General features: G+C 72.1%; 12 protein-coding genes and 1 tRNA gene. 9 read left to right on the top strand and 4 right to left on the bottom strand.

What is annotated here, in order from left to right:
- Complete coding sequence (locus A1QA_RS0103780) at window positions 1-1,470, bottom strand: amino acid permease (protein ID WP_043508004.1); 1,470 nt, start codon at window positions 1,468-1,470, stop codon at window positions 1-3.
- Between the two features lie 304 nt (window positions 1,471-1,774).
- Here A1QA_RS0103780 and A1QA_RS0103775 point away from each other — a divergent pair.
- The 6 genes from A1QA_RS0103775 to A1QA_RS0103750 all read left to right on the top strand — a co-directional run bounded on the left by A1QA_RS0103775 (window position 1,775) and on the right by A1QA_RS0103750 (window position 6,469).
- Window positions 1,775-1,847, top strand: a tRNA-Thr gene (locus tag A1QA_RS0103775).
- Window positions 1,848-2,150: 303 nt separating this feature from the next.
- Window positions 2,151-2,471 carry a histone-like nucleoid-structuring protein Lsr2 gene (locus A1QA_RS0103770; protein ID WP_017177594.1) on the top strand — a complete coding sequence of 107 codons (321 nt, stop codon included), beginning with the start codon at window positions 2,151-2,153 and terminating at the stop codon, window positions 2,469-2,471.
- 170 nt (window positions 2,472-2,641) lie between these two features.
- Window positions 2,642-3,379 carry a phosphoglyceromutase gene (locus A1QA_RS0103765; protein WP_017177593.1) on the top strand — a complete coding sequence of 246 codons (738 nt, stop codon included), beginning with the start codon at window positions 2,642-2,644 and terminating at the stop codon, window positions 3,377-3,379.
- A 151-nt stretch (window positions 3,380-3,530) separates the two neighbouring features.
- Window positions 3,531-4,025, top strand: coding sequence for a CarD family transcriptional regulator (locus A1QA_RS0103760; RefSeq protein ID WP_017177592.1), 495 nt, complete (start codon window positions 3,531-3,533; stop codon window positions 4,023-4,025).
- A 39-nt stretch (window positions 4,026-4,064) separates the two neighbouring features.
- Window positions 4,065-4,802 carry a 2-C-methyl-D-erythritol 4-phosphate cytidylyltransferase gene (gene ispD / locus A1QA_RS0103755; protein WP_051000512.1) on the top strand — a complete coding sequence of 246 codons (738 nt, stop codon included), beginning with the start codon at window positions 4,065-4,067 and terminating at the stop codon, window positions 4,800-4,802.
- 182 nt (window positions 4,803-4,984) lie between these two features.
- Window positions 4,985-6,469 carry an MFS transporter gene (locus A1QA_RS0103750; protein ID WP_017177590.1) on the top strand — a complete coding sequence of 495 codons (1,485 nt, stop codon included), beginning with the start codon at window positions 4,985-4,987 and terminating at the stop codon, window positions 6,467-6,469.
- 87 nt (window positions 6,470-6,556) lie between these two features.
- On the opposite strand, the gene A1QA_RS0103745 is transcribed toward A1QA_RS0103750, so the two are convergent.
- Both A1QA_RS0103745 and A1QA_RS13305 read right to left on the bottom strand, forming a co-directional pair.
- Window positions 6,557-6,922, bottom strand: coding sequence for a heavy metal-binding domain-containing protein (locus A1QA_RS0103745; RefSeq protein WP_017177589.1), 366 nt, complete (start codon window positions 6,920-6,922; stop codon window positions 6,557-6,559).
- 82 nt (window positions 6,923-7,004) lie between these two features.
- The gene (locus A1QA_RS13305) at window positions 7,005-7,559 is read right to left on the bottom strand and encodes a SprT-like domain-containing protein (protein ID WP_017177588.1); all 555 of its coding nucleotides are present in this window, start codon (window positions 7,557-7,559) and stop codon (window positions 7,005-7,007) included.
- 95 nt (window positions 7,560-7,654) lie between these two features.
- On the opposite strand from A1QA_RS13305, the gene A1QA_RS0103735 reads away from it, so the two are divergent.
- From A1QA_RS0103735 to A1QA_RS0103725, 3 genes are all read left to right on the top strand, one after another.
- Window positions 7,655-8,626 carry a hypothetical protein gene (locus A1QA_RS0103735; protein ID WP_425265723.1) on the top strand — a complete coding sequence of 324 codons (972 nt, stop codon included), beginning with the start codon at window positions 7,655-7,657 and terminating at the stop codon, window positions 8,624-8,626.
- 49 nt (window positions 8,627-8,675) lie between these two features.
- Window positions 8,676-10,265: a phospholipase D-like domain-containing protein gene (locus A1QA_RS0103730; RefSeq protein ID WP_017177586.1), complete on the top strand. Its 1,590-nt coding sequence runs from the start codon at window positions 8,676-8,678 to the stop codon at window positions 10,263-10,265.
- 181 nt (window positions 10,266-10,446) lie between these two features.
- Window positions 10,447-11,943 carry an IS1096 element passenger TnpR family protein gene (locus A1QA_RS0103725; RefSeq protein WP_017177585.1) on the top strand — a complete coding sequence of 499 codons (1,497 nt, stop codon included), beginning with the start codon at window positions 10,447-10,449 and terminating at the stop codon, window positions 11,941-11,943.
- 193 nt (window positions 11,944-12,136) lie between these two features.
- Here the strand turns inward: A1QA_RS0103725 and A1QA_RS0103720 are convergent, their stop codons facing one another.
- Window positions 12,137-16,942, bottom strand: a complete 4,806-nt coding sequence (locus tag A1QA_RS0103720; RefSeq protein WP_017177584.1) for a DUF3418 domain-containing protein — start codon at window positions 16,940-16,942, stop codon at window positions 12,137-12,139.
- Between the last annotated feature and the right edge of the window lie 151 nt (window positions 16,943-17,093).

Genomic DNA, 17,093 nt, shown 5'->3' with positions numbered 1-17,093 from the left:
CTACTGCTCGTCGTCGGAGCCCGTGGTCGCCTCGTCGAGCACGTGGTCGAGGAGGTCGCCGCGGATCCGGCCCCGCACCCGGTACCAGCCTGCCACCATCATGATGATGACGAGGCCGAACAGGGCGAGCGTCCAGCGGCCCTCGGGCTCCTTGGCATTGGCGACGACGATGAGCGCGAAGAAGGCGATCGCGACGTAGTTGGAGTAGGGGGCGCCGGGCATCCGGTAGGCCGGCCGCTCCTCGAGGCCCTGATCAATTCTCTTGAGGAAGGCCAGGTGGGTCACGAGGATCGCCACCCAGGTCCCGGCGATGCCGATGCCCGCCAGGTTCATGACGATGTTGAAGGCGTCCTCCGCGAGGAAGGCGTTGAGGGCGACGCCCACGAGGCCCAGGGCGGAGGTGATGGCGATCGCGCCCGCGGGCACCTGGTGCTTGTTGAGGCCGGCCGCGACGCTGGGGGCCTCGCCCGCCACCGCCATCGAGCGCAGCGTGCGTCCGGTGGCGTAGAGCCCGGCGTTGAGGCTGGACAGCGCCGCGGTCAGGACGACCACTTGAATGATGTCCCCGGCGTGGGGGACGCCGATACCGGAGAAGAAGGTGACGAAAGGCGACTCGTTCTTGGAGTAGGAGGTATAGGGCAGGACGAAGGCCATGAGGAGCACGGAGCCGACGTAGAAGACGAAGATCCTCAGGATCATCGAGTTGATCGCCTTGGGCAGCACGGTGATTGCGTCCTTCGCCTCACCGGCCGCCACTCCGACCATCTCCGTGCCGCCGAATGCGAAGACGACGCCGAGGGTGAGGGTGAAGACGACCCCGATGCCCGCGGGGGCGAAACCGCCATGCTCGGTGATATTGCCCAAGCCCGCCGCCCCGCCGCCGACCTTGGCGCCGCTGACGATCGCCCAGATGGCCACGAGCATGAAGGAGACGATCGCCGCCACCTTGATGAGCGCGAACCAGAACTCGGCCTCTCCGAACATCTTGACATTGAGCATGTTGAGCACGAAGACCAGGGCGAGCGCGATGAGCGCGAGAACCCACTGGGGGACGGCTTTGAAGGTGCCCCAGTAGTGCAGGTAGAGGGCGACGGCGGTGATGTCGGCCATGACGGTCACCGCCCAGTCGAGGAAGAAGAACCACCCGGTGATGTAAGCGCCCTTCTCCCCGAGGAACTCGCGCGCGTAGGACACGAAGGCACCCGAGGAGGGCCTCCGGATCGCGAGCTCGCCGAGGGCGCGCACCATGAGGAAGGCGAAGACCCCGCAGATCGCGTAGGCGACGATGAGGATCGCCCCGCCCTGCGCCAGGCGCCCGCCGGCGCCCAGGAAGAGGCCGGTGCCGATCGAGCCGCCGATGGCGATCATCTGCAGGTGGCGGTTCTTCAGCTCCTTGTTGTAGCCGGCATCCCCCTTGTCATGCGTCACGGGGGCCGCTGCTTCTGGCGAGGGATCTGTCTGCTGCGACATGGTGCTGATCCTCTCCAGAGGAGGAGGGGCCTGGGGCCGCTGCCGCGGATGCGGCGCGGCCGATCGGAGTGGGCGCATATGGCGCAGGCCGACATGCGCTGACGCGTGCTGGCATGTCTCAAGGCGTGCGCCGATGCGCGTCATGCCCAGTATCTCGCGCTCGTCCGCGCTACCGCGCGCCGTCTCACGAGGCTCAGCCAGTCTACGGCCCTGCCTGTGTTCAGCGCCACGGGGCGGCGGCGGCTCCCGCGTTGCACCGGGCGCGCGGCGCGCTGTAGAGTCCTCACGCTGCCGCAAGCGGCATGCCACCTTAGCTCAGTCGGCAGAGCGATTCACTCGTAATGAATAGGTCGTGGGTTCGATTCCCACAGGTGGCTCGCCCAAGCCCCGGGACCGACGGTCTCGGGGCTTCTTCATTGAGCCCCCGCTCCCGGGCGGCGCGCCCCGCCCGATTCCTGTTCCCAGTCGCGCCCACTGCCCGCGCCGTCCCGGCATCTCATGCTCTCCTCGCGGAGGGGGCGGCGCTGCTCCCAGGGTTCTCACAGAGGAAATGCACGGAGTCCGAAGAGGTGAATCCCGAGCCGATATTGCGCGACCCTTATTCCTCCATTATCCTTCAGGGTGTTCGCAAGAGGATTCATCTCGGTAATCCTCGGACGTCACGAAGAGAAGAGTGAACCATGGCCCAGAAGACCCAGATCATCCTTGTCGACGATATCGACCACTCCGCCGCGTCGCAGACGGTCACGTTCGGCCTGGATGGGGTGACCTACGAGATCGACCTCAACGACGAGCACGCCGCCGCGCTGCGCGAGTCCATTGAGGAGTGGTCCGCCAAGGCCCGTCGTGTCTCCGGTCGCCGTAATGTCCGCCGTCGGGGCGCCAGCTCCTCGGCCGAGACCCAGAAGATTCGCGAGTGGGCCCGCAGCCAGGGCATGGAGGTCTCGGACCGCGGCCGCATTCCCGCCCCGATCCGTGAGGCCTACAACCAGGCCCACTGAGGCTCATTCATCGCGCCTCGCCGAGCGCGGGGAACCTTGACCGCGCCGCTCAGGGGAGCCCTCGCCCCTGAGCGCCGCTGACCGCCGGCGGGCCCCTGGTCCCCGTTCCGGACGATCCGGATGGGACCAGGGGCCTCGCGCGCGGAGCGCGCGGCTGGCAGGATAGGGCCATGGCTTACACCCTTGTGCTGCTCCGCCACGGCGAGAGCGAATGGAATGCGAAGAACCTGTTCACCGGTTGGGTTGACGTCCCCCTGTCCGAGAAGGGCCGCGCCGAGGCGGTCCACGGCGGTGAGCTCCTCAAGGAGGCCGGCGTCCTCCCCGAGAAGCTGTTCACCTCGATGCTGCGCCGCGCGATCATGACGGCGAACCTCGCCCTCGACGCCGCGGACCGCCACTGGATCCCCGTCGAGCGCGACTGGCGCCTCAACGAGCGCCACTACGGCGCCCTCCAGGGCAAGAACAAGAAGGAGATCCGCGACGAGTACGGCGAGGAGCAGTTCATGCTCTGGCGCCGCTCCTACGACGTCCCGCCGCCGGCCATCGAGCTCGGCAGCGAGTTCTCGCAGGACACCGACCCGCGCTACGCCGGCGAGCCCATCCCCGCCACCGAGTGCCTCAAGGACGTCCTCGCCCGGCTCCTGCCCTACTGGGAGTCCACGATCGTCCCCGAGATCAAGACCGGCAAGACTGTCATGATCGCCGCCCACGGCAACTCCCTGCGCGCGATCGTCAAGCACCTCGACGGGATCTCCGACGACGACATCGCCGCCGTCAACATCCCCACCGGCATCCCGCTGGTCTACGAGCTCGATGAGGAGACCCTTCAGCCCCTCAAGAAGGGCGGCCGCTACCTCGACCCCGAGGCTGAGGCGAAGATCGCCGCTGTGGCCAACCAGGGCAAGTGAGGCTCGCGCCCGCATCCGGGCGCGCCCCTCGACGACGGCGCCAGGTCCCTCACAGGCCTGGCGCCGTCGCGCTGTGAGCAACCTCCCCGGGTATCGCGCCGCGCGGCACTGGTAAACTGAGGCTCCTGTTGTTTGACTGGAGACCTCACCCATGACCCTTGAAGTCGGAGAGACCGTCGTCTATCCCCACCACGGCGCGGCTCGAATCATCGATATTCGTCAGCGCAAGGTGAAGGGCGAGGAGAAGACCTACCTCCAGCTCGAGGTCGCCCAGGGCGACCTGACGATCCTCGTCCCCGCGGAGTCCGTCGAGCTCATCGGCGTGCGCGACGTCGTCGACGAGAAGGGCCTGGAGAAGGTCTTCGAGGTCCTCCGCGCCCCCTTCACCGAGGAGCCCACCAACTGGTCGCGCCGCTTCAAGGCCAACCAGGAGAAGATCGCCTCCGGCGACGTCATCAAGGTGGCCGAGGTTGTGCGGGACCTGTCCCGCCGTGACACGGACCGTGGTCTGTCCGCCGGTGAGAAGCGCATGCTCTCCAAGGCCCGCCAGATCCTCGTCTCCGAGCTCGCCCTGGCGCAGAAGACCCCCGAGGACGAGGCCGAGAGCCGCCTCGACGAGGTCCTCGCCGCCGGCGCCGCCGCCTGACGCCGGGCGCAATCCCGCCCGCCCCTTCCTTCCCCGACCATGACTGCCGCAGCCCCGCAGCGCCCTGCTCCGGTGATCGCCGTGGTCACCGCCGCCGGCTCGGGCAGCCGGCTCGGCGCCGACCTCCCCAAGGGGCTCGTCCCCCTCGCCGGGCAGTCGCTCGTGCGGCGCGCGGTGCGGGGCCTGCTGGCCTCCGGCGGGGTCGAGCTCGTCGTCGTCACGGCGCCGAAGGACCGGATCGAGGACTTCCGCCGCGAGGTGGCGGGCCTCGGCGCCGTCGAGGTGGTCGCGGGATCATCCGCCTCCCGCCAGGCGAGCGTCGCCCTCGGGCTCGAGGCGGCCCTGAGCGCCCAGCCCGACGCTGGCGCCATCCTCGTCCACGACGCCGCCCGCGCCCTCACCCCGCCCGAGGTGATCGAGCGCGTCATCACCGCCCTGCGCGAGGGGCACGAGGCCGTCATCCCCGTCCTGCCCGTGACCGACACCATCAAGGAGGTCCGGCCCGGCGGAGCCGTCGAGCCGATCATCGCCACCCCGGACCGCGCCCGCCTGCGCGCCGTCCAGACCCCCCAGGGCTTCGCGCGCGAGACCCTGATGGCCGCCCATCGCGTCGGCGCTCGGCGCGCGGGCGATGAGAGCCTGGCCGCCTCCGACGACGCCGGACTGGTCGAGGCGATGGGCGTGGACGTCGTCGCCGTCGCCGGGGACGCGCTCGCCCTCAAGGTGACCACGCGCCTCGACCTCCTCCTCGCCGAGGCCCTCCTCGCCGCTGGCTGAGACCGGCGACGGCGCTGCCGGCGACAGGGCGGCCGCCACCAGCGAGTTCCGGGCGGCTGGGGCCGGGCGGCGCCTCCCATGGCGCTCCTGAGCCCGATCCGTGCTCTTTTTGTGCGCATTCCGTGCGCTTCGCGCGCCGATCCTGGAACCGTCGGACTCCACGGAGGCCGTAGGCTCAGAGCATGCCTTCCCCTGACCCGTCCCTAGGGGCGACTCACGCCTCTGCGCAGCCGACCAAGCCCCGCCTCCTGACCTGGCCCGTCCTGGCCTGGGGGCTGTGGGACTGGGGCTCGGCCGCGTTCAACGCCGTCATCACGACCTTCGTCTTCGCGACCTACCTGGTGTCCTCCTCCTTCGGGGACACCACCTCCAACCAGTCGCGCCTGTCCGTGGGGATGGCGATCGCCGGTCTGCTCATCGCCCTCCTCGCCCCCGTCACCGGGCAGAGGGCCGACCGCGCCGGTCGCGCCGTCGCCTCACTCGGGATCTACACCGCGCTCGTCGTGGCCGTCTCCGCAGCGCTCTTCCTCGTCAAGCCCGCCCCGGGCTACCTGTGGCTCGGCATCGTGCTCATGGGGGTGGGCAACCTCTTCTTCGAGCTCGCCTCCGTCAACTACAACGGGCTCCTGGCCCACGTGACCACGAAGGAGAGGATCGGCGCGGTCTCGGGGATCGGCTGGGGCATGGGCTACCTCGGCGGGATCGTCCTGCTGCTCGTGGTCTACACCGGCCTCATCAGCCCCGAGGTCGGCTGGTTCGGCGTCACCAGCGCGGACGGGCTCAACGTCCGCGTGGCGATGCTCGTGGCCGCCGCCTGGTTCGGGATCTCCGCGATCCCGGTCCTTCTCACCCAGTCCCGCGCTGCCCGGCGCCGTCGCGGCGGACGCCCGCTCGCGGGCGGGAGTGATGCGGATGGCGCCAGGCAGATCCCCGAGATGGAGACCGAGCCGCTGGTGCCGGGGGATATCGCCGTCCCCGGGAGCAATGGGAGCTCTGGCGGCTCTGGGCGCCGCGAGTCGATCCTCGCCTCCTACCGCCACCTGTGGCGCACGCTGCGCTCCCTGTACCGCTCCCACCCGAACGTCCTGTGGTTCCTCCTGGCCTCGGCCGTCTTCCGGGACGGCCTCGCTGGGGTCTTCGCCTACGGCGGCATCATCGCCCGCACCACCTTCGACTTCTCCGACGCCGAGGTCATCCAGTTCGCCATCGCCGCGAATGTGGTCGCCGGCATCACCACGATCGCCTGCGGGCGGCTGGACGACCTCATCGGGCCGCGCCGGGTCATCATGGGCTCGCTCGTCATCCTCGTCGTGGCGGGCAACGCCGTCTTCTTCTGCCACGACGGCGGCAAGACGGTGTTCTGGGCGCTCGGCCTGGCGCTGTCCGCCTGCGTGGGGCCAGCCCAGTCCGCCTCCCGCACCTTCCTCGCCCGCCTCATCCCGGACGGGCGCGAGGGCGAGATCTTCGGGCTCTACGCGACGACGGGGCGCGCCGCGTCCTTCCTCGCCCCCGCCCTGTACGGCGCGGCGATCTGGGTGGGCGCCCGGATCATGGGGCAGGGCGCCGGCTACTGGGGGATCCTCGGCATCATGACGGTGCTCATCGCCGGGCTCGTCCTCATTGCCCGGGTGAAGGACCCCGACGGCCACCTCCAGCACCTCGGCTGAGCGGCGGCCGCCGGGGCCGTGGGGTCAGGGCGGTTGGGGCGGCCTGGGCGGTGGCCCGTCGTCGGGCCCCTGCCCCTTGACCTGGCGTCAGTAGCCGACGGCGCCCTGCCCGGCGGCGGGGGCCTGCTGGGCAGGGGTGAAGCGCACCGCCGTGCCCGAGGCGGTCACCATGAGCATGCCGTTGTCCGAGCCGAGCGTCTCGTAGTCGATGTCAACGCCGACGACGCCCTCGGCGCCGAGCTCGCTGGCCCGCTGCACCATCTCCGCCAGGGCGGTCTCGCGGGCCTGGATGAGCTCCTGCTCGTAGGAGGCCGAGCGCCCGCCGACCATGTTGCGGAAGCCAGCGGCGATGTCCTTGAACATGTTGACCCCGGCGATCGTCTCCCCGCACACGACGCGCAGGTACTGGCTGACGGGGTATCCCTCGACGGTGGGGGTGGTGGTGACGATCATCGTTTCTCCTTCAGTCTCCTCGGTGATGTCCAGCGGTCTCGAGCGCTCTCGACGGCGTCCTGACGCGGCTCGGCCCCAATCCTCACCCGCTGGCGCCCCGGGCGGCAACACTCCCACCGGGAGAGGTCTCCCCGGTCAGCAGGCGCAGAGCCCGCTCGTACTCGGCGCTGATCTGGCCGGGGGCCACGGGGGCGCCGTCGAGCTCCCAGGTCAGTAGGTGCGCGGGATCGAAGCGCCTGGCGCAGCGGGCGCAGGACATCGGACGGCGGGGCCGGCGCATCCGGCTCACCGTATGGCCCGCCGGGCAGACTCCCAGCCACCGGCCGGGCAGGCTCGGCGCGTCCACGGGCACCAGGCGCTTGCCGCTCGCGCCCAGGCGCCGGGCTTCTGCCGCCCACACGGCGTCGTGGCCATGGGAGGGCCCCACCCTCGCGTGGGCGATCTCGTGCAGGATCGTCTCGCGCGCCTCGGCAGGCGAGTACAGGGCCATGAGCGCGCGCGACAAGGTGATGCGGCGCCGGGAGTGATCGGTCTGGCCCGCCCGGCGCCGGGCCCGATCCAGCGCCACCTCCCAGTCGCCCACGCCGTGCGCGTCCATGAGGTCGCGGGCGAGGGCGAGGGCGTCGTGAGCATCCACGGGCCAAGGCTACGGCTGGCGGGGGAGGCGGGCGGCGGGCGAATCAGGGCGCGGGGATGCCGATGACATGAAGACCCCGCCCCGGATATGGCAGCATGAGGCCAGTGCTCCCTTCACCCTCCGGTTCCCGCCGTGACCAGCCCAGCGGCGCGGGTCGGCGCCTCGACGCCTCGGCCCGCGCCCATTCACGCGCGCCCTCGCGGCGCCGTCGCCGGCTCGGCCCGCTCGCCGTCCTCATCCTCTCCTTCCTCATCACGGTGCTCGTCGCCGTCCTCGCCCTGTCCCTGGAAGGGCGCATCGGGGTCTTCGGCGGGGCCTCCCCGACACCCACCGCGCCCAGCGGGCCCGCTCCGATCGTCCTGGACATGACCGGATACGACCCCGCGCGCCTCATCGACGACGAGGTCTTCTACGACTCCGCCGCCATGAGCGAGGACGAGATCGCCGCCTTCATCACCAAGGTGAACAAGGGGTGCGTCCCGGGCGACGACGGCACGCCCTGCCTCGCCGACGCCGTCTTCGACACCCAGACCCGCGAGGTCACCACCGCCTGCCCAGGCGGGTACGTCGCCGCCACCGGGCAGAGCGCCGCCCGTATCATCTCCGGCGTCGCCTCCGCCTGCGGTATCAACCCCCAGGTCCTCCTCGTGCTCCTCCAGAAGGAGCAGGGCCTGCTGACCGCCTCAGGCCCCATGCTCACCGCTCGCCGCTACGAGGCGGCCGCCGGCTACGCCTGCCCTGACGGCTCGGCGTGCGCGCCGGAGTTCTCCGGGTTCTTCGCCCAGCTCTACGGCGCTGCCCGGCAGTTCCAGCGCTACCGCCTCGACCCGGGGTCCTACGACTTCGTCGCCGGGACCCCCGTGTCCATCCCCTTCTCACCGGACACGGCCTGCGGGTCCGAGGAGTTGACCCTGGCCAATCAGGCCACCGCCGGGCTCTACGACTACACCCCCTTCCTGCCCAACGCGGCCGCCGCGACCGGCGGTGATGACTGCACGAGCTGGGGGAACTGGAACTTCTACGGGTGCTTCCGGGCCTTCTTCGGATCCCCGCTCATCACCGGCTAGCCGCGGTTGTCCCGCGCCTGTCGCGTGGCATCATGCGCCCATGAGGTTGATGACGCTCCCCTCGACCCTCGCCACCGCGTGGGTCGCCATCGAGTACGTCATCAAGATCGTCGCCCTGGGCACCATCCCCGAGAACCGCCGCCCGTCGTCGTCGACGGCGTGGCTCGTCCTCATCTTCCTCCTGCCCGTCGTCGGCCTCCCCCTCTACCTGCTCCTGGGAAGCCCGCGCGTGACCGGCAAGCGCTACCGCCAGCAGGTGGAGGTCAACGAGATGGCGCTGCGCTACACCGCGCATCTCCCCGACGCGCCGCCGGGGGCCAGCGAGTCGGAGCACCTCGAGTCGATCCTCCGCATGAACCGGCGCCTGACCGGGCTGCCCTGCCTCACCGGGGAGGTCATCACCCTCCACGACGACTCCGCGGCGACCTACGCCGCCATGGCCCGCGCCATCGACGAGGCCACCACCTCGGTCAACGTCGAGTGCTACATCCAGTCCTGGGACCCCGTCACCGATGTCTTCTACAGCGCCCTCGAGCGCGCGGCCGGGCGCGGCGTCAAGGTGCGCCTCCTGCTCGACCACCTCGGCAGCCGCAAGTACCCCGGATGGCGGAGCCTGGGCAAGCGCCTGAGCGCGGCGGGCATCGAGTGGTGGCTCATGATGCCGCTGCTGCCCTTCCGCCTGCGCTGGCGCCGCCCCGACCTGCGCAATCACCGCAAGCTCCTTATCATCGACGGTGAGCGGGCTTTCATCGGCTCCCACAACATCATCGACCCCACCTACCTGCTGCGCCGCAACCGCTGGGCGGGGCGCGTCTGGAAGGACCTCACCGTGGAGGTCGTCGGCGAGATCGTCGCGGAGGCGCAGGCCGTCTTCGCCATGGACTGGCTCTTCGAGGCCGACGAGCTCCTCGACGTCTTCGATCTCAGTCCCGCTCACAAGCGCAAGCCCGGCGTTTCCCGGCCCGTCCGCAAGCGCTCCACCTCGACGATCGCCGAGGCCCTGCCCGAGGCCATCCCCGATCTGGGGGAGGGGCCCGCCCCCCTCGTCGGCTCCGCGGCGCCCCGGCCCGGGCGGCCCGACGCGGTCATCAACGCCATGCAGCTCGTGCCCTCCGGGCCCGGCTACCCCCTGGAGCCGAACCTGCGGATGTTCCTGTCCCTCATCCAGGGGGCCACTCGGCGCGTGTCCATCACCAGCCCCTACTTCATCCCCGATGAGGCGCTGCTCGCCGCGATCACCTCGGCCGCCTACAGGGGCGTGCGGGTGGAGCTGTTCGTCGGCAAGGAGTCCGACCAGTTCATCGTCAACCACGCCCAGCGCTCCTACTACCCGGCGCTGCTGGCCGCCGGGGTGCGGATCTTCCGCTACCCCTCGCCCACCGTCCTGCACTCCAAGTACATGACGGTCGACGGCGAGGTGGCGGTCATCGGCTCATCCAACATGGACTTCCGCAGCTTCACCCTCAACTACGAGGTCATGCTGCTGGCCTTCGGGGGCGACCTCGACGACCTCCTTCGCGCCAACGACGATGCCTACCGGGCGGTCTCCGAGGAGCTGACGAGTGAGCAGTGGGCCGCCGAGCCCCGCTACCTGCGCTACATCGACAACGTCTGCCGCCTCATGTCCTCGGTGCTCTGAGAGGATCTGAGAGGCCCGAAGGGGTTTTGGGGCCCTGAGGCGCGCCGGGAGGCCCCGCCGCGCGCATCGTGGAATCGTGCTGCGCGCCACGTCCGCCGGTTGTCCGGGAGGCGCCGCAGGTCGGCGGAGGCCCCGGTGGGGCCCCGGGCGCGACCCCCAGGATTTTCCCAGCCTGGGACCCATGCGCGCCCCGCGAGGCTATGGCAGCATCGGAGCCATGGCGAGACGCTGGCAGGTCATCACCGTGGAGCTCCTGGGTGGTCGCGGTACTGACCTCGACCCGCCTCCCGGGCGCGATCTCATCGCGCCGCCGTCGACCACCTTCGCCGAGCTCGCCCGCGCCATCGACCTCGCCTTCGCCCGCTGGGACCGCGCCCACCACCACGAGTTCGCCCTCGCGGATGGAACCCGCATCATCGACGACGTCCCCCAGCGCGACCTCGCCGCCCGCGCCGCCACCGGCGGCCCCATTCTCGACCGCGTCCTGCCCGGCACTACGACGGTCAAGCCGCTCCTGGAGCGCGGGGACACGATGCGCTACGTCTTCGATCTCTCGGACCGGTGGGTCTACCGCTGCACCGTCACCGACAAGATCAGCGTTGAGCAGCTCATCGGCCCACGCATCACCGGCCCGCAGCCGATCCGCGGATGGGGGGACCTGCCGGACCAGTACGGCCGGACCCGGCCCGACGTCGAGCACCGCCGGGGCGCTGGTCGCCGCAGACCCGACGCCGAGGAGGACCGGGAGCCCGGGGCCAGGCCCGCGCCGGAGGCCTTCGAGGCCCCGCGCAGCCGCCGCGCCCGCAGGGCCGCCGAGCGCGCTGAGGCCCGGGACCGCTGGGATCGTCGGGATCGTGGGGGCGCTCGCGGCGAGTGGGGCGAGCGCCCCCGGCACCTGGAGTTCCTGGAGGAGTTCGGCGCACCCGTGGCCGAGCCGGTCGACGTCGGCGCGGTGCGCAGGGCGCGGGCCAGACGCGACATCCCCTCGCTCGTCGCCGCCATCACCGGCGCCGACTGCCGCCACGCGCTCCAGCAGGTCGGCGCCTGCCTGGCGGGTACCTGGCGCTCCAGCGACGGCCCCGGCCATGCGCTGCGCGAGCCGATGACAGCCGCGATGCTCGCCGCCATCACGCAGCTCGAGCTGCGCGGCTGGCCCGGCGACGACGTCCTCGCCGGGCTCCTCATGGCCAGGCTGCGGGGAGAGAGCCCCGCCGACTCCCCCCTGCCGCTGCGCCTGGGAGCCCTGGTGACCTCCATCGCCGCTGGCGGCCAGCGCGACGGCGTCTGGCTCGACCTCGACACCGGCGTCGTGTGGCCCACCTCGATCCTCGCCACCAGGGAAGGGCGGGACTGGACGGAGCCGGTCACCCCGCCCATCGAGGGCGATGCCGCGCTCGGGATCGCGCCCGGGCACCGCTGGCTCCACCTCGACGAGTCCGATCCCGGCACCGCCTGGTCCGACCGGCGCGCCTTCATCGCGCACCTGGGCGGGGGCCGGACCGAGGAGGAGATCATCAACGCCCGAGCCCTCAGGCGTGGCGCCGAGCGGGGGCCCGAGGCCTTCTACGCCGCCGTCGCCGAGCGGGGGCTCGACTCCCTCTGGCTCGCCTTCCGCGACGACCGCCGCTGGGGCAGGGCCCGGGCAGCGCTGGCCGCCGAGGGCCTGCGCCCGGCCTGAGGGCGCGGCCGGGCTGGGTCGGGCTGGGCAGGGCTGGTCCCGACTGCCCAAGGGGCGGCATGCCGCGCGCCCTCTCACCGAGACCGGGCGAACAGCACGGCGAAACCGGGCGAACAGCACGGCGAGATTGCGATTGACTGGAGAGTTCCAAATCTCGCCGTGCTGTTCGCCCGGTCTCGGATATAGGGGGTGGTTATGGGATGGTGGCGAGGAGTTTGGTGATGCGCTGGGGGCTCACTTTCTGGGAGGTGCCCAGCGTCTGCGCGAACAGGCTCACCCGCAGCTCCTCCAGCATCCAGCGCGCCTCGGTGAGCGCCGCCTCGCGCGCCGCGTCCGGCGGCAGGGCGGCGCCCCTCTCCCGCGCCCGCTCCACCCCGGCGAGGGCCTCGCGCGCCTGATAGGCCAGGGCCGCGTCCTGCGAGGCGGCCGACGGCGAGGAGGCCGCCCGCTCCACCCTCATCGCCAGCGCTGTCATGTACCTGGGCAGGTGCGGCAGGCGGCTCGCGGGCGTGGCGGTGATGAAGCCGTCGGCGATGAGCCCGGCGGCCTGCTCGCGCACCTCCTGCAGCGTCGTCAGCAGCGTGAGGGAGGTGTGCTGGTCGACCGCCTTCTGGACCTCCCGCTGCGCCTCAAGCGCCCGGACAACGATGAGGGCGATCCGGTGGACCTCGTCCTCCAGCCCGGCGCGCATCGCGGCCACGAGGTCGGCGAACGCCGCCTTGTCCCGCACCTCGGCGAGTCTGCGGCCGGTGCGGGACGCCCACTGCTCGGCGACGGCGCGCGCCGCCGCCAGCTGGAGGTCAGCCACGAGCGCCTCGGTGGACCGGTACGGGCTCGCCGCGAGCATGAGCGACTCCTTGCCGCTCCAACGGCTCGTGATCCGTCCCGTCGGCAGCGCCGTGCGCGCCAGCGCCAGGGCGATGACCCCCGCGGGGTGCTCCCGCTCCTGGGCGACGGCGTCCGGCAGGATCGTCAGATCCGCGGCGGGGCCTGTGGGCGCCTGCCGCCCGCCCGCCGCGCCGCCCCGCTTCGCGGCGCGCTTCTTCGCCGAGTCTGTGCCGCCCGATCCCCTGGCACCCGAGCCCTGGGCGGCGAGCCGCCCGCCGCTGCCACTGGCGCCGCCTGGCCGCAGCCGCTTCGCGCCGCCGCTGGCCACGAGGGCCGGGTATCCGCGCACGACGAGCCCAGCCCTGCCCGCCGACTCCACTGTGGTGGGGATCGTCGAGGAATCCGGGCCGGTGAGGCCGGCCAGGCCGCTCGGCCAGTCCTCCAGGCCCGCACGCTCGGCGAGCCCCGCGCCGTCGCCAGCGCTCGGCCCGTTCCGCGCGCCCGTCCCGGCCCGCTTGCCGCGGCCCTTGCCGTGCTCGCGCTTCGTCGTCCCCGAGCCCCGCGATCCGCCGCTCCCTCCGGCCCGTGCCTGCGTCTCCTCCATCGCCTGGGCCAGCGCCCCGCGCACCGCCGAGCGCACGGCCTCCTCCGTGCGCCCCGACAGCCGCCGTTGCAGGGCCACGAGGTCCTTGCCTCGGCCCAGGACCTTCCCCCGGGCGTCGAGCGCCACGAAGGCGATCGACAGGTGATCGGGCAGGCGCTGCGCGGCCTCGGCCCAGTCGTCGTCGCCGATCTCCACGCCCCGCAGGCGCCCCACCACCGCCGCGAAGGCCTCCTCGAAGGGAGTATCCGGGCAGGAGGCACCGGGCGGCGTCGGGTACTCCTCGCGCAGTACCGCCCACACCTGCGCGCCCACATCCGGGGCGGGCACGAGCTGGCGGCGCACCCGCTTGGGCAGGGCGCGGATCGTGGCCACCACGAGCTCGGGCCGCATCCCCGGCACGAGCCAGTCGAAGCCGGTGGGCTCCAGACGCCCCAAAACCTCGATCGGCACCCGCACGGCGACGCCGTCGTGAGGATGCCCCGGCTCGAAGACGTACTCCAGGCCCAGGGTGAGGTCGCCCTGCGTCCATGTGTCCGGGTAGCCCGTGGCGTCGTCGCCGCCGGGCAGCAGCAGCTCGTGCGTGAAGTCGAGGAGGTCCGGGCGGCGGCCCCGCTCCCGCTTCCACCAGGCGTCGAAGTCCGCGGCGCCATAGATGTCATCGGGAAGGCGGTCGTCGTAGAAGTCGAACAGCGCCTCGTCACTGGCCAGCAGGCCGTGCTCGCGGCGCCGCCGCTCCACGTCCCCCAGCTCCTCCAGGAGGTCGCGGTTGCGCTCGACGAAGCCGTGCCGGGCATGCCAGCCGCCCTCGACGAGCCCGGAGCGGATGAACATCTCCCGGGCCACCTGCCGCGCCGAGTCCGTGCCCACCGAGGCCAGCGTCGAGGGGCGGTCCGCCACGAGCGTCATCCCATAGAGCATGACCTTCTCGTGGACCATCGCGGCGCCGTGGCGCGTGGACCAGTAGGGCTCGCCGTAGACGCGGCGCAGCAGGCCCGCGCGCCCGGCCGCCTCCTCGATCCACCGCTCATCGACCTTCGCCACGGTGCGCGCGAAGAGCCGGGAGGTCTCCACCAGCTCCGCCGTCATCACCCAGTCATAGGTCTTGCGGCGCAGCCCCGAGCCGGGCCAGATCGTGAAGCGCGTGCCCCGCGCCCCCGCGTACTCGCGGCGCCGCTCGTCCCAGTTGCCCACATTAGACAGCAGCCCCACGAGCAGGGAGCGGTGGATGGCGTCGGCATCGGGCGTGTCCGCGCTGCGCCCGAGCGCGACGACGGCGGCCGCCACATCCCCGTGGGCGATCTGGGCCGCGTGCGAGCCGGGCTCCAGGGCGGCCCCGGCGGCCCGGATGGCGCGCGCCGTCGGCAGCTCGACGGGGGCGGTGTCGAGTCCCAGCTGCCGCGACATCTGGCGCAGCTGAGTGTGGACGTCCATCCACTCGCGCACGCGCAGGTAGTGCAGGAACTCGGCGCGGCACATGCGCCGGAACGCCGATCCGGACAGCTCGCGGGACTGGGTGCGCAGGTAGCGCCACAGGTTGAGATAGGTGAGGAAATCGCTCGTGGGGTCCGCGAAGCGCCGGTGCAGGGCGTCGGAGGCCTCCTGCTTGTCCACGGGACGCTCGCGCACGTCCTGGATGGACAGTGCCGCCACGATGACGAGCACCTCCCCGGCGCAGCCCAGTTCGCCGGCCTCAAGGAGCATCCGCCCCAGGCGCGGGTCGATGGGCAGCCGTGCCAGGCGCCTCCCGACGGCGGTCAGGCGGGGCCCACTCGCGCGAGTGGCGCCGTCGGGATCGATCGCGCCGATCTCGGCGAGCAGGGCGATGCCGTCGCGCACGGCCCGCCGGTCCGGGGCGTCGATGAAGGGGAAGTCCTCCACGGCGCCGAGCCCGAGGGCCGCCATCTGCAGGATGACGCTGGCCAGCGACGTGCGCAGGATCTCCGGCTCGGTGTACTGGGGGCGGGAGTCGAAATCCGCCTGGGAGTACAGGCGGATGGCGATACCGTCGGCCAGGCGCCCGCAGCGGCCCGAGCGCTGGTTGGCGCTGGCCTGGCTGATCGGCTCGATGGGCAGGCGCTGGACCTTCGTGCGGTTGGAGTAGCGCGAGATGCGGGCCAGCCCCGGGTCGATGACGTAGCGGATGCCGGGCACCGTCAGGGAGGTCTCGGCGACGTTCGTGGCCAGGACGATCCGCCGCGTGGAGTGCGACTCGAAGACGCGGTGCTGCTCGGCGGCGCTCAGGCGCGAGTAGAGGGGCACGACCTCGACGCCGCCGGGGAGCCGTGAGCGGCCGTCGACAACGAGGCGCGGGCCCAGGTGGTCGGCCAGGGCCGACTCGGTGTCGCGGATATCCCGCTCGCCCGCGAGGAAGACGAGGATGTCGCCGGGCCCTGCCCCCAGGAGCTCGTCGACGGCGTCGAGGATGCCCGTGACCTGGTCGCGCGGCTCGCCCTCCCCGCCCCGGCGGGAGCCGTGGGACCGCGGCGCGGAGGCAGCGGCCGAGGCTCGCACCGCCTCGCGCCGGGCCCGGGCAGCGGCGCGCACCGCCGGGTCGGGCGAGGTCAGGGCGTCGAGCTCGGCCTCGGTGAGCTCTCCGGGCTCAGCCGGAGCGGCGGCGTGGCCCGAACCCGCCTGAGCGGCGCCGGGAGCGCCCTCGCCGTCGTCGGGCTCGTCCGCGGCAAGGGGGCGGTAACGGATCTCGACGGGGTAGGTGCGGCCCGTGACCTCGATGATCGGCGCGGGAATGCGGGCGGTGAGGGCGGCGGCGTCGGGCGGGGCGGCCTCCTCACCGGTGCCGGAGGAGGAGGGCGCCGCCTGACCGGTGGCGCCCTGGCCAGCGGCGGCCGGGCGCGAGAGCTCGGTGCCGAAGTGCTCGGCGAAGCGCTCGGAGTCGATGGTGGCCGAGGTGATGATGACCTTGAGATCGGGGCGGCCCGGCAGGAGGCGGGCGAGGTAGCCCAGGATGAAGTCGATGTTGAGGCTGCGCTCGTGGGCCTCGTCGACGATGATCGTGTCGTAGCGGGCGAGCATGGGGTCCGACTGGATCTCCGCCAGGAGGATGCCGTCGGTCATGAGCTTGATGAGGGTGCGCGTCCCGACCTCCTCGGTGAAGCGAACCTGGTAGCCGACGATCCCCTCGGAGGAGATGCGGGTCCCCAGCTCATCGGCGATGCGCTCGGCCACGGAGCGCGCGGCGATGCGGCGGGGCTGGGTGTGGCCGATCATGCCGGTGATGCCGCGGCCGAGCTCCAGGCAGATCTTGGGGATCTGCGTGGTCTTGCCGCTCCCGGTCTCCCCGGCCACGATGACCACCTGGTTGTGCTCGATCGCCTGGGCGATCTCGGCGCGGCGGGCGGTGACGGGGAGCTCGTCGGGGTAGACGATCGCCGGGACGGAGGCGGCCCGCTCGGCCAGCTGCTCGGGGGTGAAGCCCTTCCAGGAGCGGCGGGGCCGCTTCCCGCGGTGGTTCCCGTTGCCCCTGCGGCCGTTGGAGGCGCGGCGGCCCCGGCGATCCCGCTGGTTGCCGTGGTCCTCACCGGCGTCGCCGGCAGCACTGGTGGTGTCCATAGGCGGCCCATTGTCCCTCATGCGCGGCCATGAGCAGGACCCGTGAGGGTCGGGGCCGTGGATTGATTCGCGGGGCGGTCCCCCGTACCATCGGGCGCTGGGCGCCCTCCGGTGCTCCCGCCAGACCCGATGCCAGCCCCGCGAATCAATC

It is taken from the genome of Actinomyces timonensis DSM 23838, from assembly GCF_000295095.1.
GTDB classification, from domain to species: Bacteria; Actinomycetota; Actinomycetes; order Actinomycetales; family Actinomycetaceae; genus Actinomyces; species Actinomyces timonensis.
This window is presented reverse-complemented; position numbering and strand designations above follow the sequence as displayed.

Bases quoted from the DNA above. Each gene is read 5' to 3' on its own strand.
- A1QA_RS0103770 (WP_017177594.1), top strand. From the start codon at position 2,151: ATGGCCCAGAAGACCCAGATCATCCTTGTCGACGATATCGACCACTCC.
- A1QA_RS0103720 (WP_017177584.1), bottom strand. From the start codon at position 16,942: ATGGACACCACCAGTGCTGCCGGCGACGCCGGTGAGGACCACGGCAAC.
- A1QA_RS0103765 (WP_017177593.1), top strand. From the start codon at position 2,642: ATGGCTTACACCCTTGTGCTGCTCCGCCACGGCGAGAGCGAATGGAAT.
- A1QA_RS0103760 (WP_017177592.1), top strand. From the start codon at position 3,531: ATGACCCTTGAAGTCGGAGAGACCGTCGTCTATCCCCACCACGGCGCG.
- ispD (WP_051000512.1), top strand. From the start codon at position 4,065: ATGACTGCCGCAGCCCCGCAGCGCCCTGCTCCGGTGATCGCCGTGGTC.
- A1QA_RS0103750 (WP_017177590.1), top strand. From the start codon at position 4,985: ATGCCTTCCCCTGACCCGTCCCTAGGGGCGACTCACGCCTCTGCGCAG.
- A1QA_RS0103725 (WP_017177585.1), top strand. From the start codon at position 10,447: ATGCGCGCCCCGCGAGGCTATGGCAGCATCGGAGCCATGGCGAGACGC.
- A1QA_RS0103735 (WP_425265723.1), top strand. From the start codon at position 7,655: ATGAGGCCAGTGCTCCCTTCACCCTCCGGTTCCCGCCGTGACCAGCCC.
- A1QA_RS0103745 (WP_017177589.1), bottom strand. From the start codon at position 6,922: ATGATCGTCACCACCACCCCCACCGTCGAGGGATACCCCGTCAGCCAG.
- A1QA_RS0103780 (WP_043508004.1), bottom strand. From the start codon at position 1,470: ATGTCGCAGCAGACAGATCCCTCGCCAGAAGCAGCGGCCCCCGTGACG.
- A1QA_RS0103730 (WP_017177586.1), top strand. From the start codon at position 8,676: ATGACGCTCCCCTCGACCCTCGCCACCGCGTGGGTCGCCATCGAGTAC.